Genomic DNA, 25782 nt, shown 5'->3' with positions numbered 1-25782 from the left:
GCATGTCGTGGTTCGTCGACGGTCGCCGGCGTTCCGGCAAGGGACCTGCCGCGCCATGTTCGGGGGTCACACGGTGAGCCTTGACGCCGTCGCGCGGGGCCGGCTTCGTTCAGGTGGTGCCCCGCGTTTCCCGCGAGGCCTCCTTCCGGCCGTGGTGGCCGACCGATCTCTCGATCGTGCGAGCGGTGGCGATGAATGAGGCGATCGCCTCTTCGTCCAGGTCTCGAGTGGACACCTCCTCCAGGGTGGCCCACATGGCCTCGATGGGTTCACGCATCGCCCGGCCGCCGTGGGTGAGCCAGACGTTGAGCACCCGCCGGTCGTCCTCGTTGGGCCGGCGGGTGACGAGGCCGGCTTCCTGCATCCGGCGCAGTGACTTCGACACGGTGGAGTGGTCCAGGCCGACGCTGTCCAGCAACTCGGACTGCGTCTGGCCGTCCCTTTCGAACAGCTGCATCAGGAGCAACTCCTGGCCGGGATGCAGGCCGAGGGCACGGAGCATGGCCGCGGCCGTCGCCCGGTGGGCCCGCGCCAGCGCGAAGACGGCGAAGCTCAGGCGTCCGGCGCGGGCAGCGTGTGGTGGCTTCGTGTTCGTCACGGCGTTGATCTCCTCGGAGCTGTGGCGGCCCACCCGAACCCTAACTTATGTTGCCAGCCACGTAAATCTGCGCGTACAGTTCGTGTGGCTAGCCACACGATTGTTCCGGGCCGGGCGCGACGCCCCACCCGCGGCGAGAGGAACCACGATGGTCCCGTTCACACCCGACGACACGGCGGCATCATGAGCACGCCGTACGGCCAGGCGCCCGACGGGTTCGAGCACACCGCCGTCACCACCAACGGCATCACCCTGCACGCGGTGATCGGCGGCTCGGGCGCACCGGTGCTCCTGCTGCACGGCTGGCCCCAGACCTGGCGGGCCTGGCGGCACGTCATGCCGATCCTCGCCCAGCACGGATACCGGGTCATCGCGCCCGATCTGCGCGGCCTCGGCCACAGCAGCCACGCCCACGACGGCTACGACAAGGACGGCCAGGCCGAGGACATGCGCGCCCTGCTGCACCGGCTCGGCGTCACCGGCGAGGTGCGCCTGGTCGGGCACGACATCGGCGGCATGGTCGCCTTCGCCTACGCCCGCCGCCATCCGCAGGAGGTCGCGAGGCTCGCCCTGGTGGAGCTGGCTGTCCCCGGATTCGGGCTGGAACGCGCGATGAACCCCGCCACGGGCGGCTCCTTCCACTTCGGTCTGTTCATGACGCCCGACGTGCCGGAAGTCATCCTGGAGGGCGCCGAGCACGCCTTTCTCACGTGGTGGTTCAACCGGCTGGCCCACGTGACCGGCGCGTTCCCGCCGGAGGAGATCACCGCCATCACCGCCTCCTATACCGGGCGTGAGGCTCTGCGCGCGAGCTTCGGCCACTACCGCACCCTGCTTGAGGACGGGCGGACGAACCGGGCCTGGGCCGAGGGCGGGGGCGGCCTGCCGATGCCGGTGCTGACCGTCGGCGGCGAGCACAACGCGGGCGCCCGGCTGGCCGAGGCCCTGCGCCCGATCGCACCGCACCTGACCTCGGCGGTCGTCGAGGACAGCGGCCACTTCGTTCCCGACGAACGCCCCGACGACCTCGCCCGGCACCTGACCGCCTTCCTGACCTGAGGGAGAACCCATGAGCATTCCGTACCTGGCCCAGCCCGAGCAGCAACAGCAGCTGGAATGGCTGGACGGGAGCACCTTCTCCGTCCTGCTGGACGCCGCCGCCACCGGCGGGCAGCTCACCGTCGGGCGGTTCGACGCTCCCAAGGGCGAGGCTCCGCCGTTCCACCTGCACACCCGTGAAGACGAAGTCTTCATGCTGATCAAGGGCACCGCCCGGCTCTGGGTCGGCGAGGAGGAGCTGGAACTGTCCGAAGGCGGCATCGTCTACCTGCCCCGCAACATCCCGCACGGCTACCGCGTCACCTCCGAGCGCGCCGACCTGCTGCTGATCGCCACACCTGCCGGCATCGAGGACATGTTCCGGCAAGGCGGACGCGACCTGTCCACGCCGAGACCCGAGAACTTCGAGCTCTCCAAGGACGTACTGGCCGCCGCGGCCGACGCCCACGGCCAGATCATCGTCGGCCCGCCCCGATGAGTGCCCCGATGAGTGCCCCGATGAGTGCCACGACAGGCGACCGCGCCATCGGCGTCACTGGAGCGGCCGAAGACACCGGCACACCACCGGCTGCGCGTGCCATGACCCTTGACCACGAACGGAGCACCATGACTCACACCGTCGGCTACATCGTCGGCAGCCTCTCGCGGGATTCGATCAACCGAAGGCTCGCGCTCGCGCTGTGCCGCCTGGCGCCGGCCGAGCTCGCTCTCGTGGAGATCCCGATCGACGCGCTGCCCCTGTACAACCGCGACCTCGACCCGAGCCACCCGCCGTCAGCCCAGGAGTTCAAAGATTCGATCGCATCCGTTGACGCCCTCCTGTTCATCACCCCCGAGTACAACCGTTCCGTTCCCGGGGCGCTGAAGAACGCCATCGACTGGGCCAGCCGGCCGCGCGGATCCGGTGTGCTCGACGGCAAGCCGGCAGCGATGATCGGCACCTCGCCCGGCTCCATCTCCACCGCGGTCGCCCAGCAACATCTCAGGACCATCCTCGCCTTCGCCGACATGCCGGTGATGGGCCAGCCCGAGGCCTACATCCAGTTCACCCATGGGCTGATCGACGAGAAGGGAACGGTCACGGTCGCCTTGACCAACCGGTTCCTGTCCGCGTACATGGCGGCGTTCCTGGCGCACATCCGCCGCCACCGCATCCCCGCCCCCGTGGCCTCCCACCGTTGATCCCGGCCAGGGCCAGGCCGCCGCTCAGCGGGTCATGCCTCGGGCCGCAGGTGCTCCCGTGCCCACTCCTCCAAGCCGGTCAGCGAGAGGCCGAACTCCCTGGCGTACGCGGGACGGGCCGGCGAACCGGACGCGTTCAGCCACTTGTGCGAGACGCCCATCGCCGGCATGCCGGCGGCGAGCGCCTGCTCCTCGGTCATGTCCGGCGCGGACAGGGGCGTGCCCAGGGCGCGGGAGAGGATCGCGGCGATCTCCGTCATCGGCAGATAGTCGCTCGCCAGCTCCAGCGAGACCCTGTCGAAGCGCTCCGGCGTGGTGATGGCCGCGGCGGCCGCCCTGCCGATGTCGTCGGTCGCGACGAGGGACACCCGCGTCTGCGGCTTGATCACACTCACCAGGCCGCCCGCGACGCCGCGCGGGAACAGGAACGCCATGGACGGCAGGAAGTTCTCCATGAAATAGGACGGCTTGAGAATCGTCCAGTGGGGGAAGCCGGCCGTACGAACGTGCTCCTCGATCGCGGCCTTGGCGTTCAGCGTGAGCGCCACCGCCTCCCCGCCGGGCATCTCGGTGTGGCGGCCGGCGCCGCTGGTGGACGTCTGCACGAACTGCGGCACTCCCGCGGCCTTCGCACCCTCGATGAGGTTGACGGCCTGGGCCACCTCGGCGTCGAAGTCGAAAGCGCCGGCGGTCAGAGGGGCAATCTGGACGGAGAAGACGGCGCGAGCGCCCTTGGCGGCCTGGATCAGCGATTCGCGGTCATGGAGGTCCCCGGTGACGAGTTCGGCGCCGAGCGCTTCGACGGCTCTGGCCCGGTCGGCGGCGGGGTCGCGGACCAGGGCGCGCACGGGCACGCCGGCCGCGCGCAGCGCGCGGGCGGTGGCCCCGCCCTGTTTGCCGGTGGCGCCGGTGACCAGAACGGGCGCGGATGGTGCGGGCATGACACTCCCTAGGACATAAACGGCGGGGTCCGCCGTTTTCTGTGCGATACGATACGGCGGGCCCCGCCGCTTAGCAACCTGGAGATGACGCCATGCCCGACCGCCAGCGCGCGGACGCCCGGCGCAACCACGCCCGCATCCTCGCCGTGGCCGAGGAGGAGGTGGCCGCGCACGGCGCCGGAGCCTCCCTGGAGCAGATCGCCCGCGTGGCGGGAGTGGGCTCGGCCACCGTACGCCGCCACTTCCCCACCCGCCGCGCACTGCTGGAAGCGGTCTCCCGCCAGCGGATCGAGTCCCTGTGCGCCCGCGCGAACGAACTCGCGAGCGAGGACGACAGCCGCGTGGCGCTCCTCAGCTGGCTCGGTGACGTCGTCTCCTACTGCGTCGCGGCGCGAGGGCTCGCGGCGGCCCTGTCGTACGAGGGGGCCGAGTCCGGCTCGGTGTACGAGAACACCTGCTCGGCGATGATGGAGAAGGCGGGCGATCCGCTGCTGCGCCGTGCCGTACGGGACGGCGCGGTGACGGAAGGCGTCACCGTCGCCGACCTGATCGCGCTGATCATCGGGATCGTCTCCACGACCGAGCACCATCCCGATCCCGCCGCCAAAGCGGAGCGGCTGTTCCGGCTCGCGGTGACGGGCCTGAGCCCGCAACCCGGGCACTGACGTACCGCGCCGGCCGGATCGGACGCCCGGACGAGGTCGCCAGGTGTATTTCGTGCTGTTCTCCCGTAGCATTACGTGCCAATGACAGTGGCACGATATCAGGGAGCATCGGCATGGAACCGCACGACACCCAGGCCTGCCGACACTGCGGAAGGGCACTTCCTTCCAGGTCAGGCCAGGGAAGGAGACGTGAGTACTGCGACTCGACCTGCCGCAGCGCGGCGCGGCGTGCACGAGACCGCCGGGAGCACGTAAAAGAAAGCTTGACACCGTTGCCTCGTCAAGGGCATATTTACGAGGCAACGGAAACACCGGCGGCAACGGGCCTGGAGGAAGCCGCGCGGCGTCTGATGGAGCAGTTGAGCACCACGCCCACCCCGCTGGACGCGGTGGCAGCCGCCCATGCTCTCGCGCGTCTCGTCGATCACGCCATGCGGGCCGAGGTCGCCAGGGCACGCACGGCGGGGCACACCTGGCAGGAGATCGGCGACGTGCTGGGCTCCAGCCGGCAGGCGGCGTTCCAGCGATTCAGCCGGCCACTCGACCCGAGAACGGGGACACCCATGACCGAGAAAATCATGCCCGACGCCTCCGACCGTGCGGCCGCCCTGATCGCGGACCTCATCGAGACCCGCTGGGAGGACGCGTGCCGCGATTTCGACGAAACGATGGCCGCCGACCTCGGCCCGGCCCGCCTGGCCGCGGTCTGGGCGCAGGTGATCGGCACGGTAGGCGGATACGAAGGCATGGGGGAACCAGCGGTCCATCAGGCAGGCGATCACACCGTGGTGAACGTCCCCTTGTCCTTCGAAGCGGGCGACCTGGCCGCCCGCGTCTCCTACGACCGCGACGGCAAGGTGTCCGGGTTCTACCTCACACCACCCAGCACTCTGTGACCTTCTCCTCTGAAGAACGTAAGAAACGGAATGACACTGCCATGGTCAGACGTGCACTCACGCATGCACAGAACAACCATTCATCGCGCCTGGGCGCGTGCCTGTGCGCGTTCGCTCTCGCGATGACCGGATGCGGAACGGCCGCCACGCCCGCCGATTCCACGACCGCTGTCCCCGCGGCCGCCGCCTCCCCCTCGGGCACCCGCTTCATCGAGGAGGAGGTGAGCTTCCCCGTCAACGGAATGACCGTGCACGGCACCTGGCGCCATCCGGCCCGCCAAGGGAAACCCGCCCCGGCAGTGCTGCTGATCGCGGGCAGCGGCCCCACCGACCGCAACGGCAACGCCCCTCAACTCGGCGGGATGGACACCCTGAAGACGATGGCCGAGCTTCTTTCCGTCGAGGGCGTGGCAAGTCTGCGCTACGACAAGCTGGGCAGCGGCAAGACGGGGTTGGGGCCGTACGCGTCCAAGGCCGCCGACGTCGGTGTCGGCGCGTTCGAACGGGAAGCCACAGCGGCGCTGAGCTTCCTGGCCAGGCGGCCCGGCGTTGACGAACGGCGGCTCACGGTCATCGGGCACAGCGAGGGAGCGCTCTTCGCCCTTCTGCTCGCCACGAAGGCGACCACGCCCGTGCACAGCCTCGGACTGCTCGAACCGCTGAGCCGCCGGTACCTCGACGTCATCAGCGCTCAGATCACCGCCCAGATCAGAGCCCAGCTGCAGGCGGGACTGATCACCAAGGCGCAGGCGACCGAGATCGAGGATGCCATGGCGAAGGCAGTCGCGTCGCTGCGTGCCGACGGAACGGTCCCGGCCAACCTGCCCGGCGGGCTGTCGAACCTGCTGTCCCCGGCGAACGCGAAGTACCTGTCCGAGGCCGACCGCCTGAACCCGCCCGAGCTGGCCGCCGGCCTCAAGGCGCGCACCCCGGTCCTGCTGAGTTGCAGCGACGCCGACATCCAGGTCAGCTGCGACGAGGTCGAACACCTGGCCGCCGGGCTGGAGAAGGCCCCGGCCGACACCGACCTCGTCCGTCTGACCGGAGTCAGCCACGTACTCAAGGAGGATCCGAGCCGGACCACGAACCGCTACGGCGATCCCCTGCCGTTCTCGTCCCGGCTCACGCAGGCGCTCCAGGCCTTCGTCAGCCGAGCTTGAGCAGCAGATCGGTGAGCTCGGCCGGCATGGTGATCATGCAGTCGTGGCCCGTCTCCAGCTCCCACACCTGCGCCGGGCTGCCGTTGGGCTGTATCGCCGGGACGGGCCGCCGCTCGATGCCCTCCGGCACGCCGGCCACGCAGTGAATGTGCGTCCGCGCGATCGTACGCACGGCGGGGTCGTCCAGCCGGACCGGCTGCTGGAGGCAGAGCACCGGCTGGTCCGACAACATCGCCCGCAGCCACGCCACGTCCGCCGGGTCGCTCACCCCGAACAGGCCCAAGGGCGGCGGCAACTCGGGCATCGGGGGGATCCGCCAGGGCGTCGCGGACTCCGCGGCGCGGTCGATGAGGGCCTGGGTCACCGGCTGCACGTCCACCGCGTTCTCGCCGTCCTCTGGGACCATCGCGTCGAGATAGACCAGATGGGAGATCCGATCCGGGATCCGGTTGGCGGCGGAGGAGATGACCAGCCCGGCGTAACTGTGGCCCACCAGGATCACGTCGGTGAGGTCCTGCTCTGTGATCAGCTCGACGACGTCGTCGACGTGTGTGTCCAGCCCCACCCCGGGGCCGAGCAGATGCGCCTTGTCGCCGTAGCCGGTCAGCGACGGCGCGAGCACCCGGTGCCCGGCCACGGCCAGCAGCGGGACCACCCGCTCCCAGCATCGCCCGCTGTGCCAGGCCCCGTGTACCAGCAAATATGTAGACATGGCGTAGCTCCTTCCTGTGTCGCCGCCTTCGTCAGAAGGTGAGGCTTCCGCTTGCCCGCCGGCGGAGCCAGGATCCCCGCGATCCTGGGAGTGAGGGGACCAGGCACGCACGAAGGCATGCGCATTACCGTGGGGGCATGAGCGACGAATCCAACCTGCTGGGCGATTACGTACGCGCCCGCCGGGAGCTCGTCACTCCTGAACAGGCCGGCATCTCCTCAGTGGGCGTACGCCGGGTGCCGGGCCTGCGCCGGGAGGAGGTCGCGATGCTCGCCGGTATCAGCGCCGACTACTACCTGCGCCTGGAACAGGGCCGCGACCGCAACCCCTCCGCGCAGGTCCTCGAGTCCCTCGCCCGCGTGCTGCGGCTCGATGACGACGCGACGGCCTACCTGCTCCGTCTCGGGGCGGGGGAACCCCGGCGGCGACGGCGGCGGCCCAAGAAGGAGTCCGTTCCCGCGGGCGTCGCCAAGCTCGTCGGCACGCTCGATCTGCCCGCGTACGTGGAGGGCCGCTACTTCGACGTCCTGGCCGCCAACGCACCGGCGGCCGCTCTGTCACCGCGACTCGTGGCCGGGCGCAACCGCCTGCGGGACGTGTTCCTCGACCCCGCCGAGCAGGCCCTGTTCCCGGACTGGGAGGACGCCGTGCAGGGGATGGTCGCCGGCTTCCGCAAGTCCGTCGGTACCGACACCGACGACCCCCGGTTCATCGAGCTCGTCGGCGAGCTCTCCCTCCTCAGCCCTCGCTTCAGCGGACTCTGGGCCCGCCACGACGTCAACACGTGCGAAGGCGCACCCAAGCACCTCGACCATCCCCAGGTCGGTGAGCTGTGGCTGAACCGGGAGAGACTGGGGGTCAGCGGCGCGCCAGGTCAGACGCTCGTCATCCTCCACCCGGACCCGGGCACCGGTAGTGCCGAAAAGCTGACGCTGCTCGCATCCATCACGCGCACCGCCGAGCCCCGACGTCGTCCGGAGCCGTGCTGACAACCGAGCCCGACCTCACCACCGCCGGCAACCGCGGACCATCCCAGCTGGTCCGCGCCCCTCCACCACCAGCCCCGAATCGACGAGCCCTCTCAGGACCCCATGTGGGACTGGAACCACTGCAGCATCGGTTGTGGGCGCTTCTGGAACTCCAGGTAGCCGTCGAAGCGGCGGTCGGTACCGCGGATCCACTGGAGTTTCTTGTCGGCGACCGGAATGTTGTCGAACATCGTCTGTACGTCGCTCGGGTGGGTCAGCATGTCGTCGTGCACCTGGTAGAGAAACGTCGGGACCCGGACCCCCTTGGCCCACTGCTGTGGCTGCCGCGCCGCGAACGGGATGCCGGTTTGCAGCACCACCCGCCTTTCCAGCTCGTCGATGCGGTCCGCGGGCACGCCCGCCATGACCAGCCGCCGCGCCATGATGACCTCCATGGTGACCGGTTGCGGCCCCACCAGGCAGCGCACGCCGTCGAACGCCCGCGGATCCCTGGTCATCGCGTGAAACGTGGCACTGCATCCCAGGCAGCGGCTGAACAGGCCGATCCGCATGCTTCGCGTGTCCCGGCGTTCGCGTGCGTACCGCAGCGAGCCGAGGACGTCACGCGACTCGAAGATCCCGCTGGAGGCGATGCCGCCGTTGGCGGCTCCGCTGAGGCCGTAGTTGCGCAGGTCGTAGGCGAGCACGTTGTACCCGGCGTCGTGAAGGATCTTGTAGTCGGGTACGAGGTCCACCTCGATGTCGTTGCCGCTGGAACTCCAGATCGACTTCCACGGTTCCAGCTGACCGGGCAGCCCGGCCCGGCTGAATCCCATCGGGTGATTGGCGATGATCAGCTTGCTGGATCCCCGAGCAGGGATGAACCAGCCCTCGATGGGCACGCCGTCAACGGCCTGGAAGGTAACGTCCTCGTAGTCGAGGCCCCGCTCCCCCGGCGTGTGCATGATCGGCGAGCGGAGTTGCCGGCCGAACGCGTCGGCCATCTGCTGCAGGATCTCGTCCTCGTCGGGGGCCATCGACGCGGACCTCGCCGTACCCGCCAGGAGCGGGACAACTGACAGTCCGGCCGCCGTTCCCAGCACAGCGCGGCGAGTCGTTTCAGGCATGTGGCTCTCCATCCTCCAGAACGGCGGGTCCGTGCTGTCCCATCGTCGGAAGCGCGGGCGCGCGAAGTCCAAAGCCTGCGCGGCATCGTCATACGTTCGAGGCATCACCCGACGTCAACCACGGGGCTATGCTGCAGGCATGGCCGAATCAGCGCCGGATCTGGACCTACGATCAGTGCGCTATTTCACGGTCGTCGCCGAGCACAGGCACTTCGGCCGGGCCGCCGAAGCCCTGCACATCACCCAGCCCTCCCTGAGCCGCCAGATCCGCGGCCTGGAGCGGCAGCTCGGCGTCCTCCTGCTGGACCGCACCCCGCACGGCACCCGGTTGACCGAAGCGGGAGAGGTGTTCCTGCCCCGCGCCAAGGCGTTGCTGCGATCATCGGCGCAGGCGGTGGCCGCCACTCGCACCGCGGCCCGCCCCAGCAGGATCCTGGTCGGGCACACCCTGAACGTGCCTGTGATGCCCGCGGTGCGCGAACTGCGTCATCGGCATCCCGGCGCCGACGTACGCGTGGCGCAGCTGGCCTGGAACGAACCGCGCGCCGCGCTGCTCGAGCGCCGGGTGGACGTGGTGGTGTGCCGGCTGCCGCTCCGTGACGACGGGCTCAGCGTGACGATGCTCTACGACGAGCCGCGGGTCCTTCTCGTCGCCCACGACCACCACTTGGCCGGCAAGGAGCAGGTGACCCTCGACGACATCGGTGACGAAACCCTGCCGCGCCTGCCCGACAGGGCCTGGAACGCCTACTGGCGGATCGACCCGCGACCGGACGGCAGTCCCGCGCCGGACGGCCCGCTCGTCGAGGCACCTGAGGAGAAGTTCGAAATCGTCGCGGCCGGGCAGGCCGTGGCCATCGTCTCGGCCGGCCTACGCGCGGAGACCCTCCACCCCGGCCTCACCAGCATCCCCCTGGAGGGCGTGAAGCCGGGCCAGGTCGCCCTCGCCACTCGATCAGGCGATGACAATCCCCTGCTCACGCCCTTCCGCGAGGCCGCCCTGAATCGCCTCACAGGCAGTGAGCAGCCGGTGGAGAGGTGAGCGGCATGTGAAAACGGCGCGACGAACGGCCGGGGCCCGGACCCCATCACCCCTTCTCCGTCATGGCGCGGCCTCGTTGATGCCGGCGGCCGCGGCGGAGATGCTGTCGACCTCGATCGTGGCCTTTCGCAGCGTGAGCGCCTGGGCCGTGCTGCGGGTGAGCCACCTCGTGCCACTGGGTCATCTCTGGCTCACGCTGGTCGGCGCGCTGTCATGCAAGCCGTCGCTGCCGGCGGCGGCCCCCTTCCCCGTCATGGCCGTACGCCTCGCCGTGCGGCAGGACTTGTACGCCACCGGCCCCGCACTGGACCATCGGGTGGTGGCTCCCTGTCGAAAGGACCCGTCATGACCCCCTCGATCCTCAAGCTGGCCGATGAGATGTGGGCCGCCCGGCGCGAGCCGGCCTCCCTGATGGAACTCACCATGGCCGACGCCGAGGAGGTCGCCGGTGGGGTGCTGATGGTGCCCGGCTTCGGGCACGCCTTCGCCCTCCGCCACGAGCACGGGCTCCTGCTCTTCGACACCGGCGTCGAAATGCTCGCCGGCAAGCTGCACGAGCAGGTGACCGCTTGGGACTCGGGGCCGGTCACCCACGCCGTCTACTCCCACGGTCACGTCGACCACGTCGGCGGGCTGGGCCCCTTCGACGCCGCCGCCGATGCCCGCGGCGTGCCGCGCCCGCAGGTGATCGCGCACGACAACGTTCTCGCGCGCTTCCGGCGCTACGCCGACACGCAGGGCTACAACACGATCATCAACCGCCGTCAGTTCCGCGTGCCGCACCTCGTCTGGCCAGCCGAGTTCCGGGAACCGGACGTCACCTTCTCCGACGCCCATACGATCGAGACCGGTGGCCTCCGCCTCGAACTCACCCACCACCGGGGCGAGACGGACGACCACGTGGTCGGCTGGCTCCCCCGGCAGCGGATCCTCTTCCCCGGCGACCTGTTCCTCGGTGTCTCCCCGAACGCCGGCAACCCGCAGAAGGTGCAGCGCTACCCCGTCGACTGGGCCGCCGCTCTCCACTGGATGGCCTCGCTCGACGCCGAGCTGATGCTCGGCAGCCACGGCATCCCCGTCGCCGGCGCCGATCGCGTACGCGAGGCTCTGGAGAACACCGCCCGCTACCTGGAGACCCTCATCGACCAGACACTCGCCTGCCTCAACGACGGCGCGACACCGGTCGAAACCCTGCACAGGGTGCGGGTGCCGGACGATCTGGCCGCGCTGCACTACCTCCAGCCTCTCTACGACGAGCCGGAATTCATCGTCCGCAACGTATGGCGCCAGTTCGCCGGCTGGTACGACGGTAACCCCGCCCACCTCAAGCCCGCCACGGACGCCGCCCTCGCCACCGAACTCGCCGCGCTCAGTGGCGGCGCCCAGGTGTTGGCCGACCGCGCACTGGAGCTGTCCCGCGCCGGCGAGCACCGGCTGGCCTGCCACCTCGCCCAGCTCGCCGGCGACGCCGCCCCGCAGGACAGAGCCGTCCACACCGCGCGCGCCGAGGTCTACGCGCTCCGCGCCGCCCACGAGCGCAGCACCATGTCGACCGGCATCTTCAGCTGGGCCGAGACCGAATCGCGGAACGTCCTGACCGGCCCCGATGAAAGTGCCGAGCCGGCGACGCGGCCGGCGAGCTGAAGCCGTGATCCACGCTTCCCCGCGCTCGCGGCGCCTCAGACGCACCCTGGTCGAACCAGGACGATTCTGATCAGACGATGCCGGCGCGGAGTTCGTCGCTCAATCGGGTGGGATCGTCGGCCAGTGCCTTCTTGACATGTGCGCTCCACGGTCTCAGCAGGCGTGTGACACCAGCGATCCTGGTCTCACGTTTCCGAACGTTCGTCGTTCGGGCTCCAGGTGCGACTTCTACACCAGCTCGTCGAGGACGGGCGAGAACGGATCGACTACCTCGGCGACGGCGAACCACCTTCGCCCGCCGGGCACCGATGGCGGCCCGAGCGTCACGCTGGCCGGCCGCCTACCAGGTTGGCGCTCGATCTCCAGAGCCGATCGTCGGCCGCGGACCGTTCTGGACGAGTGCCTTCGCGGCCCGGATGAGCTCGCCGTCCGACAGGCCGAGCCCGAGCACCCCGTAGAAGACGCGTTCCGGGGCGCCGGACGGCCGGACCTACCAAGTGATGCACCGATGCGGGGGCGTTCCGCAGATCTCGGCCTCCGCCGGGCCGCCGCGCAGTGGGCGGCCCCCGCGCGGTTGCGCGGCCGCCCAGTCGGCGCTGGCGTGGTAGAGGGCCGTCAGCAGTCGTCCGTGCAGCACGTCGCCGGGGCGGCCGTAGACGCCGATGCTGTCGGCTCCGCTGAACGAGTAGGTGGAGACGGACTCCAGGTGGATACCGGGCGGCGGCGCGGTGGGGGCCGGCACGGACAGCGGAGTTCGCACGTCGGTGTGAGGGACGGAGAGGTTGCCCGACGCGAACCACGGCATCCTGTTCGGGTTCTCAGCGAGCGGCACATGCACTGCCAACGAAAATCCGGCTCCGTGGCTGTGCTCATCTGGAGCGACCGTCTCCACTCACCGAGGGCGGTTGCTACACCTGTAGCGGATTGCTGCTACAAATGTAGCATGGAGGAGACCATCAGGCTCGGCAGGTGCACGTTGTGCGAGGCGATGTGCGGCCTGCGTATCACCACCTCCGGCGACCGGGTCGTCGACATCCGGGGCGATGAGGACGACGTCCTGTCGGCCGGGCACCTCTGCCCCAAGGCGCTGGCTCTGGCCGACCTGCGGGAGGACCCCGACCGCTTGCGCGCCCCCGTGCGGCGGACCGCGGACGGCTGGCGGGAGATCTCGTGGGAGGAGGCGTTCGACCTGGTCGCGGACGGACTCGCGCGGCTCAGACGACGGCACGGCGCGGACTCGGTCGCGCTCTACCTGGGCAACCCCGTCACGCACAGCCTGGGCGCGATGACGCACGCGCCGGCGTTCGCGAGCCTGCTCGGCACGCGCAACCGGTTCTCGGCGAGCTCGGTCGACCAGCTTCCGCATCAGGTGGTGGCGCGGCTGCTCTACGGCAACCAGTGGCTGCTGCCGATCCCCGACCTCGATCGCACCGACTATTTTCTCGTCTTCGGCGCGAACCCGGCCGTGTCCAACGGCAGCCTGATGTCGGCGCCGGGCATGGGGCGCAGGATCCGGGCACTGCTGGCGCGCGGGGGCACGATGGTGCTGTTCGACCCGCGCAGGACCGAGACCGCCAGGCTCGGCGGCGAGCACCACTTCGTCCGGCCAGGCACCGACGCGGCGCTGATTCTGGGCATGGTACGGGTCATCCTGGAGGAGGGACTGGCGCGGCCGGCCGCGTACGTGGACGGCCTCGACGAGGTCCGCCACGTCCTCACACCCTTCACCCCCGAACGGGTGGAGGCTGTCTGCGGGGTCGAGCCCGGCACCGTCCGCCGGGTGGCCAGAGGGTTCGCCACCGCCCCGTCCGCCGCCTGTTACGGCCGGATGGGGGTGTCCACGCAGCGGTTCGGCACGCTGTGTCAGTGGGGCGTGCAGTTGCTGAACATCGTCACGGGCAACCTCGACCGGCCGGGCGGCACGTTGTTCACCCGGCCGGCCGTCGATCCGATCAGGACCAGGCAGATCGACCCGGGCCGTCAGGGCCGGTGGCGCAGCCGGGTGCGCGCCCTGCCCGAGTTCGGTGGCGAACTGCCCGTCGCGGTGCTCACCGAGGAGATCCGCACGCCGGGGCCCGGCCAGGTACGCGGCCTGCTCACGGTGGCGGGCAACCCGGTGCTGTCCACGCCCGCCGGGCCCGCGCTGGACGAGGCCCTGGCCGGGCTGGAATTCATGGCCAGCGTCGATTTCTACGTCAACGAGACCACGCGCCACGCCGACGTGATCCTGCCGCCGACCGAACCCCTCGAACGCGACCACTACGACCTGATCTTCCACCTGCTCGCCGTCCGCGACACCGCCCGGTACGTGCCGGCCGTCTTCCCGCGACAGCCCGGCGCGCGGCACGAATGGGAGATCTTCCGCGAGCTGGGCCGCAGGTACGGGCGACTGATCCGGCCCCGGCCGTGGCAGGCCGCTCTCATGCTGCGGATGCGGCCGGAGCGCATCGTGGACCTGGGCCTGCGTACCGGCCCCTACCGTCTGTCGCTGGCCAGGCTGCGCCGCCATCCGCATGGGCTGGACCTGGGCCCGCTGCGGCCCAGCCTGCCCCGGCGGCTGCAGACGCCGCGCAAACGCGTGCCGGCCGCTCCCCCGTCCCTGATCGCGGCCGTACGAGCGGCCGCCGCCGAACTGCTGGAGCCGCCAGGCGGCCTGCTGCTGATCGGCCGCCGGCACCTGCGGAGCAACAACTCCTGGATGCACAACTCCGCCCGGCTGGTGAAGGGCAAGCCACGCCACCACCTTCTGATGCATCCCGCAGACATGGCCGCACGCGAACTGGCCGACGGCGACCTCGTCACCGTGACCTCACCCACGGGGGAACTGACCGTCCAGCTCGGCACCGGCCACGATCTCATGCCCGGCACGGTCAGCCTGCCGCACGGCTACGGCCACGACCTGCCCGGCGTACAGCTGCCGGTCGCCCGCCAGGTGCCCGGCGCCAACGTCAACGCCCTCACCGACCCAGCCCATCTCGACCAGGTCAGCGGCACGGCGGTGCTCAACGGGGTGCCGGTCACCGTGGAGCGGCACCGATGAGAACACGCGCGCAACGAGCGGCCGACGCCGCCATCGACGTCATCGCCGAACACGGCATGCGCGCCCTGACCCATCGCGCCGCCGACGCCCGGGCCGCACTGCCGCCAGGAAGCACCAGCAGTTGTTTCCGCACCCGGCGCGCGCTGCTCGACGCGGTGCTGAGGCGCATGCTGGAACTCGACGAAGCCTCGCTAGTCCGGCTGCCGCCCAGCGCGTGGAGCGGCAGAGAACAGGTCGCCGCCACTCTGACCGGCCTGCTCGAACACTGGCTCGGCCCGGCCAGGACACGCACCCGCGCCAGAATGGCGCTGTACCTCGACGCCGCCGCCGGCGCCACGCTCCGCACCGAACTCGACGCCGCCGCCGAACGCTTCCTCCGCATGGCCACCGACGGCTTGCGGGCGGCAGGGGTTCCCGACCCCGAGAACGCGGCACGCATGCTGGTGGCACAGCTCGACGGCGTGCTGTTCGCCGCCCTCGCCCGCCCATCCCCCGCCTCGGAGGGCGGCACGTGGCTACGCTACGCCGCCGAAACGATCGTCCGCGGCGTCCCACCGGCCGCCCGCGAACAGGAGCCCGGCCGCGAATGAGACCAGCGCGGGACGTCCGGACACCAGGAGGAGACCGCCCGCCATGGCGCTTCGCTGCCCGCGTGATGGCGGTGCTGCCCACCGCGACGACCTGCCCCTGACACACCCCTGCTGTCCTTCGCCGCAGGCTAGGCCCGAGGAGAGGATTTCATGGGGAGGAAAATGGTGATCGTGTTGAGCTTGCTCGGTCGGGCTGGCTGGACCAACTCTGTCGATCTTCGTGGTCAAGGTCTATGGCGTCAGCCGCGGCCCCGAACTCGTCCCCTGTCTGGCGGGCGGGTACATCCTCGGGGTGGCCCTCGCCGCAGGATCCCTCATCGTCCGCACCAGGCCTGGGGTGGCGAAGTCGCTCGACCTTCTGGTTGGCATCGGAACATAGTGTCCTTGGAGTTGCACTTCGAGTGACGCAGTCTGAGACGCGCATAGGTTACGGGCACCAACACCGTGTGTTCGCCACGCGTACGAGATGGCAGACCGCAGTCCTCTGGCCGGACGCGATGCCCTGGCCACGTGAGCCAGAACCGCCGCTTTCAGACTCCGCGCCCGAAAATGAACACACTGAGCCGCGCGGAAGAGCCCCGGGAACATCACCCTTGAGGATCACCGGGTCCGCCCCCGCCACGCACCTCTCCGTGGTTGACCACCACATCTACCCCATCCGGAGCCTCAGGCTCGCGGTGGTAGCGTTCAGTGATCGTTTGCATCTCATCGGCGTACAGCGCGTCGGCGTCGATGTCCATCGCGGTGTAGGCACCGCCCAGTTCGAGGCTGACGATGCCGTGCATGCGTGACCACACGCGCACGACGTACTGGACGTCATCGTCCTCGTTGCCGTCCAGGACGTCGAGTACGGGAAGCATGAGTGTCGAGGCGGCCTCGGCGATCGGCTCGGCGTGCGCGTCGTAGCCGGGGAACGGTGGCCTGAACAGCAGCTCGTAACGGTGCGGATGCTCGCGTGCCCATTGGCGGTAGGCGTGGGCCAACTCGCGCATCCGCTGCTCGGGGCGGCGGACGCGGGCGCTGCCGGCGGACGCGCTGGCCAGCGCGTCGCGCAGGTCATGGTAGGCGTCGATCACTAGTTCGTTGAGCAACTCGTCGCGATTGGCGTAGTAGCGGTACAGGGCGGGGCCGGAGACCCCGAGCCGCTTGGCGATGGCGTTGAGCGAGATCGTCTGGGCCCCGCCCTCGGCCAATTGCTCGAGGGCGACGGCCTTGACGTCCTCCCGCACCTGCTCGCGGAAGCGCTCCCGCATCGAGCTCCGGCGCTGTCCTGTGGCCATCACGGACCTCCACTCCACGTCCACGAATGAGCTTCCGCAACGCTAGCACTTAAAGCACATCTTGACATAGCACGCGATCGTGATACATGCTCCGTTGTGTTAGAGCTTATAACAACCAAGAGCAGTGCTCTGAACGAAGGAGACCGAGTGATGGGCAACGGAGTAACGCGCCCCAGGGCGGACGGCCACCCGAAGGCGCCGCGTGGAGTGGCGATGGCCGGCGTGGCGACGGCCATGTTCCTGGTCATCCTGGACGCCGCCATGGTCAACCTCGCCGGGCCGACGATCCGCGAGGGACTGGCGCTCACTGCCCCCGAGCTCACGATCGTGGTGGACTCCTACCTGGTGGCGTTCGCCGGTCTGCTGCTGCTCGGCGGCCGTCTTGCCGACGTGCTCGGCGGCCGGAAGGTGTTCCTGGCCGGGATGGCCGTCTACCTCGCGGCCTCGGCCTGGTGCGCGCTGGCCACCAGCGGCGCCATGCTGATCGCCGGCCGGATCGGGCAGGGAATCGGGGCCGCGGTCGTGATACCGGCCGCGCTCTCGCTCGTCCTCGCTCTGTACTCCTCGTCCGCGGAACGCACGCGTGCCATGGGCATCTGGGGCGCCGTCGCGGGCGCCGGCAGCCTCGTCGGCGTCTTCCTCGGCGGAACGCTGACCGGGATGCTCGGCTGGCAGGCCGTGTTCGTGACCCCGGTGCCGTTCGGTGTCATCGGGGCGATCATCGTGTGGCGCTCGGCACCGCCGGCGCCGGGCAGGCCCGGCCGGTTCGACCTTGCCGGCGCCATCACCATCACCATCGCGATCTCCGCCCTCGCGCTGGGCATGGTCTCGGCCTCCGAGGCCGGATGGGACACGCCCGGCACCGTCACCGGCCTCGCGGTCGGCCTCGTCGCCATGGCCGCGTTCGTAAAGGTCGAGCAACGCTCCGCGCACCCGCTGGTCCCCCTCGGCGTCTTCCGCAGAAGGCCGGTGGTCCTGGCGAACGTGGTGGTGCTGCTGATCGGCGGCACGCTGACGAGCCTGTTCTTCTTCCTGCCGCAGTACCAGCAGGAGGTACTCGGGATGAGCCCGCTGACGGCCGGGATGACCCAGCTCCCCATCGCCTTCATGATCATCGTGGGCAGTGCCGCCGCGCCGCCGCTGGCCAAGCGCATCGGGCTGGCCCGCGCGCTGCCGGTCGCCCTCGTCGTGCTGCTCGCCGGCTTCGTGTGGCTGGCGCTGGACCGGACGGCCGGCGGCTTCTCCCTCACTCTGCTGGGCGCGTTCGTGCTGATCGGGGCCGGCCTCGGGCTCGGCGCCGTCAACGCCACCGCGATGGCGGTGCGCGACAGCGCCGAAGACGAATCGGGGCTGCTCAGCGGGCTGGTCAACGCCGCACAGCAACTGGGCGGCGCGGTCGGGCTCGCCGCCCTGGCCGGGATCGCCATCGGCGCCGCGGGAGCCGGGGAGGACATCGCGTTCACGACCGCGTTCCTGGGGCAGGCCGCGCTCATCCTCATCGCCCTCGGGCTGTCGCTCTTCTTCACCGCCAAGACCCGGCCGGCCCCCGCCTCCGCGGGGACGCGCTGACCCGGGACCACCACCCCCGCCGAGGAACGGGCCCCGGCGAAACCACAGGAAGGAACACCGTGATGAAAAGCCCCACCGTCCTCGTTACCGGCGCGACCGGAACCGTGGGATCCGCCTTGATTCCCGCCCTGCAGGCCCGTGGCGTCACTGTCCGCGCCATGATCCGCAACCCCGACCGCGCCCTCCCCGGCGTCCAGAACGTCGTCGCCGACCTGCGGGACCGGGCATCGGTCGCCGCCGCGTTGAAAGGCGTCGACGCGGCGTTCCTCAACAGCCCCTCCGCGCCCGACGCCGCCGCCCTCCAGATCCAGTTCGCCGATTCCGCCCGCGACGTCGGTCTGGACCGGCTCGTGCTGCTCTCCCAGTACGCGGCACGCGCCGACTCCCCGGTGCGGTTCCTGCGCTGGCACGCCGAAGTCGAAGCACACCTCCAGCGGCTCGGCCTCGACCACACCGTGCTGCGCCCCAACCTCTACCTGCAGGCGCTGCTCGGCTTCGCCGGCACCATCGCACAGGGCTGGTTCGCCGCGCCCATCGCCGACGCCGCCGTCAGCGCGATCGACACCAGGGACATCGCGGATACGGCCGCGGTCGTCCTGACCGGCACGGGGCACACCGGCCAGATCTACACCCTGACAGGTCCCAGCGCCGTGACCCACAACCAGATCGCCCACGCGCTCTCCGTGGCCACCGGTCGGGACATCACCTTCCACGACGCACCCGCCGACCAGTTCACCGCCGCACTGACCGGGATTCTTCCGCCTTGGCAGCTCGAGGGCCTGGTCGAGGACTACGCCCACTACGCCAGGGGCGAGGCCGCCGATGTGCACACGTCCGTTCCCGATCTCACCGGACGCCCCGCGCGCGACATCTCCGACTTCGCCCGCGACTTCGCCCCCGCGTTCCGCCCGGCGTGACACCCCGGACGGAAACCAGCAGAAAGGAAAGTTTCGATGATCTACCATTGCATCCGTTTCACCCCCAAGCCCGGCGTCTCGGAATCGGACCGGCAGGCCGCTCTGGAAAGCATGCGCGAGGCCGCCCGCGCCATCCCGGCCATCAAGTCGCACGTCGTCGGCCCCGACTACGGCGGGGACTACGCATACGGCTCCATCTCCGTGATCGAGAACCTCGAAGGCTACGAGGAGATGATGAACCACCCGGCCCACCTCGAGGTGGACCGCAACGGGCTGCCGCTGGTCGACAGGTTCGCCTCGTTCGACATCACCGACGACCCGGACCCGGAGATCGGCACGAAGATCGCCGAAATCCACCGCCGGCGGTACGCCACCATCCCCGACATCGCCGCCCTGGTCTCCGAACTCCCCGAATACACCGGCAGCGCCGCCCCGCCGCACAACGCCGGCTGACGACAAACCCAAGCGACTCCGGCCCGCGCTTCACGCGCCTGGGTCGGGGTCGCGTTCTGGTCGGTGATCCACGTGCCCGGGCAGGTGTGCGAGCCCCCTACCCGGGACGGGCTCGCTCGCGCGGTGCGGATGGCGTCCACATGCAGGAGGCCAGGCAGGAAGGGAGCCGCGACCACGAGGCCCAGGTACAGGGCCGCGCCGAGCCCGAGCCATACCCTGGCCAGGCTGGCGGCGTTCGACATGACGTCCTGGGGACGCCCGGCCCCCTTGCTGATCGCGGCGGCGACCTGGTTACAGACCGCGAAACCCACACTCAGGGCAAGGACGATGAGGCTGACAGGCTGATACAGAGAACGCACATAAATGGCCTCCCCCCATTCGTCCCAAAATTGCGATAATCCCGAGCTGGGCAGCGAAATTGAGAGGCCCGGCCACAGAAAGAGGAACAGTGCGCCCGGCCCCGTACCCCCGCTCCGCCATTCTCACGATGCACCCTCTGACTACAACCTCACACCATGTGAGACACAAGCCGCCCAAGAAAGTCGCGCACTCTGGACAGCCGTCACCAGGGCGGAAACACCCTCACAGCCTGATTTGACCAGTCACTGCGGAAGAGCTACGCCCGTGGGAAATCGAACGCATCAGCGACCGATGGCACCTGACCGGTCAGCGCGGTGATGACTAATTGTTCGCCGCCGAACGGGTGCGCAGCCAAGCGAACGGCCCGGCACCCGGCTGTCATTTCTCCCACGCCTCGCGAGGGATGCGGTGGAAAGCGCGGGTTGCCGTCCACCATTCCCGGTCAGCGAAACGTCCCGTGATCCGGCCCACCAAGCACAACAAGGTATGGACATCCTGCTCAAGTTCAGTGTCGGGATCGAGCTCCAGCCCGGTCGTGAAAGACCGGTAGTCGGGGAGGGCCATATATCCGCCTTCCTCGTACGGCGGCATGACGTCATCGATCAGTTCGCCGTCGTGATGGAGGTGCAACGGCTCAAGTCCTTCACCCACTTCTCCCCAGAAGTTGATCTGGAAGACCCGACGCCGTCCAAGATTGCGGATCGCGGGATGGTTGGAGTAAATCGAGGGCAACAGCACCCTGTATGCGCGCTACCGAGACGCCGAAGGGAAGGTGCAGTGTCCCGAAGCCCCTCGCCAATGAGCTCACACCTTGGACAAGATTTCTCGGCCCTCTGACACCGTACACGGAACTCCTCGCACCTCTCTATGACGACAGAGAGCCAGAACCGGACGCCACCGCCCTCTTCTTGGCCATCATCGAGCACGAAAGCGGAGTGCGTTTCAATAAGGCCTTACTCGACATGCCGAGTCTCAACGTGCCGGCCGATCCACAGCGTCCTATCGAGTAGCTGCCGATGTGTCTCGCCGATGGCGGCAACCATCATTTCGCAACGCGCGATCTCTCGCTGTAGCCGCGCGAGAGATCGCGGGTGGCCCGGACCGGGTCGCCTGGCACTCCAGCGACACTTGGCGATCTTGAGGGATCGGTGTCACATGGCGACCCCGCGCGAGCATTCGGATCCGCACCCATGAAGGGGCGTCCGCGTGCTCGGCACCACCGCTCACCCGAGCGCAAGCTGGGTCACCCAGGCTATGAGGAACCTGGTAGAGGGCCCGGACGATGCGAGCGCCCGCGCTCGCTTACTACTCCGAGATCGGGAGGGGCGGTTCCCGGCTCTCGGACCCGATCATCGATGCCGGCCGGATCACCGACATGAACCTACGCCGACGAGACCGGCTCGGCAGCATCCTCCACGAACATTCACCTGCCTGGATGGATTTTCGGCGGGCGCACTTCGGTGCGCTCGCCCGTGCTCCCGTCGCGGCAGCCGGGGCGCAAGGTCCGCGGCGCGGGGGCGCTGAACGCTCTGGCGCCGCCTCTTTCTCCGCCACTTTCATAATAGCCGTACGCTAAATAGACACGAAGTTTCGCACCGCTGCGACGGACGCGTCCCGCGCGCCTATCAACCGAATGCGTCCGCGTATTGCACACACACGCCGGTACGGCCACTCCCGACCGCCGGTAATGCTATCAGACGCGCCATATAATCGCCATATACGTGTACACGATGCGCGGCGATATCACCGAAACGGCCTCCGAGCTGCAGCTGGTGGACCGTACGGCACCACCGTCACCCGGCCGCTTCGTGCGCAGCAACGCAATATCCTGACTTGGCCCTCTTGACTCTTGTTCGTGAACAAGGCACCTTTGTCGTGCCGCCAGGAGTGGCAATAGTGCAGAGTTCTGGCCGAAGTGGACGATGCGATAACCGTCGTCACCGTGGTGCCGGGACGACGTATCTTCTGGTCGGCGTCCGCAGTTCTTGGTAATGGGAAGGAGCTGGAATGAAGCGACTCGTGCAGCAGGCCGGTGAGCGTCTGGTCGGGATGGTGCTGCCGAAGGTCGAGGCAGGTGCTTGTGTGCCGCCCGAGTGCTGCAAGAAGGGCTACAAGTACAACTGCTACGGCGTCTGCTCCTCCAAGGCGTCCGGCTGCCGCTGATCTCACACTGACCGAGGCGGTTGGCGGGACGCCACTTCGCGCCCCGCCAACCTCTGTCACCACCCCGGAGGCTGCCGTGCTCGACCTGTTCGCTCGTGCGCTGCTCGCCGTCGTCTTCTTCGCAGCGGTCGTGAGTAAGACGCGCGCCCGGCGGGAGTTCGCCGAGTTCCGCGACTCGGTCGCGGCGATCGGGCCACGGTGGCTGCCCGCCGGTCCGGCCGCCGTCGCGGTCGTCGCAGTAGAGGCCGCCGCCGTGGTGCTGCTCGCCGTCCCCGGTACGCGGCTCGCCGGCTACGCCCTCGTGGCCGTGCTCCTCATCGCGTTCTGCGCCGGCATCGGCCGTGCGATTTTCGCCCGGCAGTCCGTACGATGCCAGTGCTTCGGCGCGGGCGGCGGCCAGCTCGGCCCACAGCACCTCGTCCGCAACGGTCTGCTGATCGCCGTCGCCGTCGCCGGTGCCATCGCCGGCGGCCTGCCCACGTCCGCACCCGCCATGCTGATCGCCCTGGTCGCCGGAGCGTTTCTCGGGCTGCTCACGACCCGCTGGGAGGACGTCGCGTTCCTTCTTGTTCCCGCCCGGAGGACCCGTTGATTCTGCTCACCACCGCCGTCGTCCTGCTCGCCGCCGTGGTCGCGATACATCTGCTGTTCACCTTCGCGCTGGTCACCAGGATCCGCCAGTTGCCGCAGAACGGCGGCGCCCCCGCCCACAACCCGCATCTGCCGAGGCCCGGCACGGTCGTCCGCCCGTTCTCGGTCATCGACACCGACGGCGCCGCGATCACCGAGGCGGACCTCGACGGCCCGGTTCACGTCGGGTTCTTCCAGGTCGGCTGCGGACCGTGCCGAATGCTGTCCGACGCGCTCGCCGCCTCTCCGCCGACGGCCCGCTTCGTGTCCTTCATGCACGATGACCCGGACGCTCCCGACGCCACCGCGCGGCTGATCGCCAAGCTCGGCACCCTCGGCAGAGTCGCGGTCATCGGGGTTGACGACCCCGTGCTGACCGCGTTCGAGGTCGTCGCGTTCCCGACGCTGCTGCACACGCACAGCGGTGTGGTGACCGCGTCCGGCACCCGGATCAGCGACTTCGCGGACGCCGCCGGCGCTTCGGTGAAGGTGGCATGACCCGCTCGACCTTTCGCGCCGGCATGTCGGCGCTCGCGCTGCCGTTCCGGTCCGCGCCCGCGGCCGCCACGACCACCCTGGCGCTCACCGTGCTCGCGGGCGCCGCGCCCGCGAGCGGGGCGTGGCTGACGATGCTGCTGGTCAACGAGCTCACCTCCGGTGCGGCGGACACGGGCCGGGTGGCGTTCCTCGCCATCGCTTCGGCGATCGTCGGCGGGCTGGCCATCGCACTGCTCTATCTGACCGGCTACGTCGGCGAAGTGGTCCAGCACTGGGTCACTGTGACGGTGGAGAGCCGGCTGTTCCAGCGGGTCGCCGCCCTGCCGGGACTGCGGCACATCGAGGATCCCGCGTTCCACGACCGGCTGCGGCTCGCCGAGCAGGCGGCACAGGAAGCGCCCACCACGGTCTCGCAGTTCGCGCAGGAGCTGGTCCGCTCAGTGGTACTGCTCACCAGCTTCGCGGGCGCGCTGCTGGTGGTGTGGCCACCGATGGCCCTGCTGCTGCTCGCCTCAGTGCTGGTCGCCGTCCTCGCCAGACTGGCGACCGCGCGACGCGAGGTGGCGGCGGAGGAGGCGTGGGTGTCCACCGACCGGCGCCGCCTGTTCTACCGCGCCCTGCTCACCGATGTACGCGCCGCGAAGGAGATCCGGCTCTTCGGCCTGGGCACGCTCCTTCACACCAGGATGATCGACTCGCTGACGGCGGTCTCGCGCGCACGGTTGTCCGTGTCACGCCGAGGCTCACTGGTGCAGAGCGGCCTCGCGCTGCTCGGCGCCGCCGTCACCGCGGCGGGTACGGTCGTGGTCGCCACGAACGTCGTCACCGGCAGCTCTTCGGTCGGCAACCTGGTGCTCTTCCTCGGTGCGGTGGCCGGCGTACAGACCGGGCTGTCCACCGTGGTGCTCCAACTCGGCGAGACCGCTCGCGCGGCGCGGATGTTCGGCCACTATCTCGACGTCGTCGGCACCGCCGACGACCTGTCGGTCGGCACGGGCACGCCTCCTGCGTCGGCGACCATCGAGTTGCGGAACGTCTGGTTCCGGTACGGCGAGGAGGGCCCGTGGGTGCTGCGCGGGGTGAACCTGACCATCCCCGCCGGCGCCGCCGTGGGACTCGTCGGCGTCAACGGCGCGGGCAAGAGCACGCTGGTGAAACTCCTGTGCCGGTTCTACGACCCGCAGCGCGGCACGATCACCTGGGACGGCGTGGACATCCGCGAGCTGGACGTCACGGCCCTGCGCGCGCGGATCGGCGTGGTGTTCCAGGAGTTCATGACCTACGACCTCACCGCGGCCGAGAACATCGGCATCGGTCAGGTCCAGCACCTCGACGACCGGTCGCGCATCGTCGCGGCCGCGCGGGCGGCTCGTGCCGACGACACGGTGGCGGCGCTTCCCCACGGCTATGACACCGTACTGTCCAGGACACACACGGACGACGGTGAGCGTGCCGGTGTGACGCTCTCCGGCGGGCAGTGGCAGCGGGTGGCCCTGGCGCGCTGCCTGATGCGCACCGACGCCGAGTTGATCGTGCTCGACGAGCCGACCTCGGGGCTGGACGCCGAGGGTGAGCACCGTGTGCACAGCACTCTGCGCCGCCACACGGAGGGCCGTACTCGGCTGCTGATCTCCCATCGGATGTCCGTGCTGCGCGACGCGGAGCTGATCGTCACGCTGGTAGGCGGACGGATCGCCGAGCAGGGCAGTCACGACGAACTGATGGACGCGGGCGGCGAGTACGCCCGGCTGTTCCGCCTCCAGGCCGGCGGCTACCAGGATGTGAGGGTGCGGTGATCGGGTGGTTCAGGGTGGTCGTGCGGGGCAACAGCATGTCGCCCACCTTGCGGGACGGCCAGCGCCTGCTCGCGCGGCGGATACGCCGTGACCCGCGGCGCGGCGAGGTGATCGTGTTCCGTGTGGCGGACGAGCAGCCGCCGCACCGGATCAAGCGGGTCGCCGCGGTCGCCGGAGACCCGCTGCCGGACTGGCTCGTCCCGGCGCCGCCGGACCTGTCACACGTGCCGGCCGGGCATGTCGCGGTGGCCGGGGACAATGCTCGCTCACAGGACTCCCGCCACCTGGGCCTGATCGACTGCCGCGACATCCTCGCCACCGTCCCCGTGGGCCGTCTGGGTCGATCGGTGTAGGCCTTATGAGGTGCTGCCCAAGCCCAAGCCACCACAGGCTGGCCCGCGTGATGTTCGACAGTTGATCCCCACTCAAGGAGATGACGGCGTCGTCAGCGGGGACCGTTTCGAGACGGCCTGCCCTGCGTGCCTCCGAGAA

The 25782-nt window shown here is 69.7% G+C and carries 27 protein-coding genes; 20 read left to right on the top strand and 7 right to left on the bottom strand.

Annotated elements, in window-relative coordinates; genetic code table 11:
- Window positions 1-109: 109 nt before the first annotated feature.
- Window positions 110-598: a MarR family winged helix-turn-helix transcriptional regulator gene (locus GUY59_RS08615; RefSeq protein WP_252374885.1), complete on the bottom strand. Its 489-nt coding sequence runs from the start codon at window positions 596-598 to the stop codon at window positions 110-112.
- Between the two features lie 183 nt (window positions 599-781).
- On the opposite strand from GUY59_RS08615, the gene GUY59_RS08610 reads away from it, so the two are divergent.
- The 3 genes from GUY59_RS08610 (at window position 782) to GUY59_RS08600 (ending at window position 2839) form a co-directional block, all read left to right on the top strand.
- Window positions 782-1657, top strand: a complete 876-nt coding sequence (locus tag GUY59_RS08610) for an alpha/beta fold hydrolase (protein WP_138200201.1) — start codon at window positions 782-784, stop codon at window positions 1655-1657.
- 10 nt (window positions 1658-1667) lie between these two features.
- Window positions 1668-2135, top strand: coding sequence for a cupin domain-containing protein (locus GUY59_RS08605; RefSeq protein ID WP_138200202.1), 468 nt, complete (start codon window positions 1668-1670; stop codon window positions 2133-2135).
- A 128-nt stretch (window positions 2136-2263) separates the two neighbouring features.
- A complete protein-coding gene (locus GUY59_RS08600) occupies window positions 2264-2839 on the top strand; it encodes an NADPH-dependent FMN reductase (RefSeq protein ID WP_138200203.1) in 576 nt (191 codons plus the stop codon).
- A gap of 32 nt (window positions 2840-2871) precedes the next feature.
- On the opposite strand, the gene GUY59_RS08595 is transcribed toward GUY59_RS08600, so the two are convergent.
- On the bottom strand, window positions 2872-3780 hold the full coding sequence (locus GUY59_RS08595; RefSeq protein ID WP_138200204.1) for an NmrA/HSCARG family protein: 909 nt from the start codon (window positions 3778-3780) through the stop codon (window positions 2872-2874).
- Window positions 3781-3872: 92 nt separating this feature from the next.
- On the opposite strand from GUY59_RS08595, the gene GUY59_RS08590 reads away from it, so the two are divergent.
- The 3 genes from GUY59_RS08590 (at window position 3873) to GUY59_RS08580 (ending at window position 6501) form a co-directional block, all read left to right on the top strand.
- Complete coding sequence (locus tag GUY59_RS08590; RefSeq protein WP_138200205.1) at window positions 3873-4445, top strand: TetR/AcrR family transcriptional regulator; 573 nt, start codon at window positions 3873-3875, stop codon at window positions 4443-4445.
- 359 nt (window positions 4446-4804) lie between these two features.
- A complete protein-coding gene (locus tag GUY59_RS08585) occupies window positions 4805-5341 on the top strand; it encodes a DUF3887 domain-containing protein (RefSeq protein WP_161714452.1) in 537 nt (178 codons plus the stop codon).
- Between the two features lie 122 nt (window positions 5342-5463).
- Window positions 5464-6501 carry an alpha/beta hydrolase family protein gene (locus tag GUY59_RS08580; RefSeq protein WP_201760634.1) on the top strand — a complete coding sequence of 346 codons (1038 nt, stop codon included), beginning with the start codon at window positions 5464-5466 and terminating at the stop codon, window positions 6499-6501.
- On the opposite strand, the gene GUY59_RS08575 is transcribed toward GUY59_RS08580, so the two are convergent.
- Window positions 6488-7213, bottom strand: a complete 726-nt coding sequence (locus GUY59_RS08575; protein ID WP_138200207.1) for an alpha/beta fold hydrolase — start codon at window positions 7211-7213, stop codon at window positions 6488-6490. The two genes, GUY59_RS08580 and GUY59_RS08575, sit on opposite strands and share 14 nt — an antisense overlap.
- Window positions 7214-7350: 137 nt before the next feature.
- Between GUY59_RS08575 and GUY59_RS08570 the strand changes: the two genes are divergently transcribed.
- Window positions 7351-8202: a helix-turn-helix domain-containing protein gene (locus GUY59_RS08570; RefSeq protein WP_132337904.1), complete on the top strand. Its 852-nt coding sequence runs from the start codon at window positions 7351-7353 to the stop codon at window positions 8200-8202.
- A 92-nt stretch (window positions 8203-8294) separates the two neighbouring features.
- Here the strand turns inward: GUY59_RS08570 and GUY59_RS08565 are convergent, their stop codons facing one another.
- The gene (locus tag GUY59_RS08565; RefSeq protein ID WP_201760633.1) at window positions 8295-9308 is read right to left on the bottom strand and encodes an alpha/beta hydrolase; all 1014 of its coding nucleotides are present in this window, start codon (window positions 9306-9308) and stop codon (window positions 8295-8297) included.
- 139 nt (window positions 9309-9447) lie between these two features.
- Here GUY59_RS08565 and GUY59_RS08560 point away from each other — a divergent pair, with 139 nt between their 5' ends.
- From GUY59_RS08560 to GUY59_RS08550, 3 genes are all read left to right on the top strand, one after another.
- Window positions 9448-10350 (top strand): LysR family transcriptional regulator, encoded by a 903-nt coding sequence (locus tag GUY59_RS08560; protein WP_138200208.1) that lies wholly within the window; start codon window positions 9448-9450, stop codon window positions 10348-10350.
- A gap of 133 nt (window positions 10351-10483) precedes the next feature.
- Window positions 10484-10699: a hypothetical protein gene (locus GUY59_RS08555; protein WP_138200209.1), complete on the top strand. Its 216-nt coding sequence runs from the start codon at window positions 10484-10486 to the stop codon at window positions 10697-10699.
- Window positions 10696-11994 carry an alkyl sulfatase dimerization domain-containing protein gene (locus GUY59_RS08550; protein WP_138200210.1) on the top strand — a complete coding sequence of 433 codons (1299 nt, stop codon included), beginning with the start codon at window positions 10696-10698 and terminating at the stop codon, window positions 11992-11994. Before GUY59_RS08555 ends, GUY59_RS08550 begins: the two co-directional genes overlap by 4 nt.
- 490 nt (window positions 11995-12484) lie before the next feature.
- Here GUY59_RS08550 and GUY59_RS08545 read toward each other — a convergent pair whose 3' ends face one another.
- A complete protein-coding gene (locus tag GUY59_RS08545; RefSeq protein WP_138200211.1) occupies window positions 12485-12838 on the bottom strand; it encodes a hypothetical protein in 354 nt (117 codons plus the stop codon).
- A gap of 99 nt (window positions 12839-12937) precedes the next feature.
- Here GUY59_RS08545 and GUY59_RS08540 point away from each other — a divergent pair, with 99 nt between their 5' ends.
- The gene (locus GUY59_RS08540; protein WP_138200212.1) at window positions 12938-15034 is read left to right on the top strand and encodes a molybdopterin-dependent oxidoreductase; all 2097 of its coding nucleotides are present in this window, start codon (window positions 12938-12940) and stop codon (window positions 15032-15034) included.
- Complete coding sequence (locus GUY59_RS08535; protein ID WP_138200213.1) at window positions 15031-15624, top strand: TetR/AcrR family transcriptional regulator; 594 nt, start codon at window positions 15031-15033, stop codon at window positions 15622-15624. The genes GUY59_RS08540 and GUY59_RS08535 overlap by 4 nt, the downstream gene beginning before the upstream one ends.
- Window positions 15625-16211: 587 nt before the next feature.
- On the opposite strand, the gene GUY59_RS08530 is transcribed toward GUY59_RS08535, so the two are convergent.
- On the bottom strand, window positions 16212-16904 hold the full coding sequence (locus GUY59_RS08530; RefSeq protein ID WP_138200214.1) for a TetR/AcrR family transcriptional regulator: 693 nt from the start codon (window positions 16902-16904) through the stop codon (window positions 16212-16214).
- A 150-nt stretch (window positions 16905-17054) separates the two neighbouring features.
- On the opposite strand from GUY59_RS08530, the gene GUY59_RS08525 reads away from it, so the two are divergent.
- The 3 genes from GUY59_RS08525 (at window position 17055) to GUY59_RS08515 (ending at window position 19843) form a co-directional block, all read left to right on the top strand.
- Entirely contained in the window at window positions 17055-18473 is a 1419-nt protein-coding gene (locus tag GUY59_RS08525) for an MFS transporter (RefSeq protein ID WP_201760632.1), read from the top strand.
- 62 nt (window positions 18474-18535) lie between these two features.
- The gene (locus GUY59_RS08520) at window positions 18536-19390 is read left to right on the top strand and encodes an NmrA family NAD(P)-binding protein (protein WP_138200215.1); all 855 of its coding nucleotides are present in this window, start codon (window positions 18536-18538) and stop codon (window positions 19388-19390) included.
- A 36-nt stretch (window positions 19391-19426) separates the two neighbouring features.
- On the top strand, window positions 19427-19843 hold the full coding sequence (locus GUY59_RS08515; RefSeq protein ID WP_138200216.1) for a Dabb family protein: 417 nt from the start codon (window positions 19427-19429) through the stop codon (window positions 19841-19843).
- Between the two features lie 738 nt (window positions 19844-20581).
- Here GUY59_RS08515 and GUY59_RS08510 read toward each other — a convergent pair.
- Window positions 20582-20935, bottom strand: a complete 354-nt coding sequence (locus GUY59_RS08510) for a hypothetical protein (RefSeq protein ID WP_138200217.1) — start codon at window positions 20933-20935, stop codon at window positions 20582-20584.
- A 1275-nt stretch (window positions 20936-22210) separates the two neighbouring features.
- Between GUY59_RS08510 and GUY59_RS08505 the strand changes: the two genes are divergently transcribed.
- The 5 genes from GUY59_RS08505 (at window position 22211) to lepB (ending at window position 25643) form a co-directional block, all read left to right on the top strand.
- A complete protein-coding gene (locus tag GUY59_RS08505) occupies window positions 22211-22366 on the top strand; it encodes a hypothetical protein (protein ID WP_161714451.1) in 156 nt (51 codons plus the stop codon).
- Between the two features lie 76 nt (window positions 22367-22442).
- Complete coding sequence (locus tag GUY59_RS08500) at window positions 22443-22958, top strand: MauE/DoxX family redox-associated membrane protein (protein WP_138200218.1); 516 nt, start codon at window positions 22443-22445, stop codon at window positions 22956-22958.
- The gene (locus GUY59_RS08495) at window positions 22955-23494 is read left to right on the top strand and encodes a TlpA family protein disulfide reductase (protein WP_138200219.1); all 540 of its coding nucleotides are present in this window, start codon (window positions 22955-22957) and stop codon (window positions 23492-23494) included. Before GUY59_RS08500 ends, GUY59_RS08495 begins: the two co-directional genes overlap by 4 nt.
- Window positions 23491-25290 carry an ABC transporter ATP-binding protein gene (locus GUY59_RS08490; protein WP_201760631.1) on the top strand — a complete coding sequence of 600 codons (1800 nt, stop codon included), beginning with the start codon at window positions 23491-23493 and terminating at the stop codon, window positions 25288-25290. The genes GUY59_RS08495 and GUY59_RS08490 overlap by 4 nt, the downstream gene beginning before the upstream one ends.
- Complete coding sequence (gene lepB, locus GUY59_RS08485; protein WP_201760630.1) at window positions 25287-25643, top strand: signal peptidase I; 357 nt, start codon at window positions 25287-25289, stop codon at window positions 25641-25643. The genes GUY59_RS08490 and lepB overlap by 4 nt, the downstream gene beginning before the upstream one ends.
- Window positions 25644-25782: the final 139 nt, after the last annotated feature.

Origin of the sequence: Nonomuraea sp. K271, assembly GCF_009908215.1 — a bacterium.
Taxonomy (GTDB): Bacteria; Actinomycetota; Actinomycetes; order Streptosporangiales; family Streptosporangiaceae; genus Nonomuraea; species Nonomuraea longispora.
The sequence above is the reverse complement of the archived record's forward strand: the minus strand, read 5'-3'. Positions and strand labels throughout refer to the sequence as shown.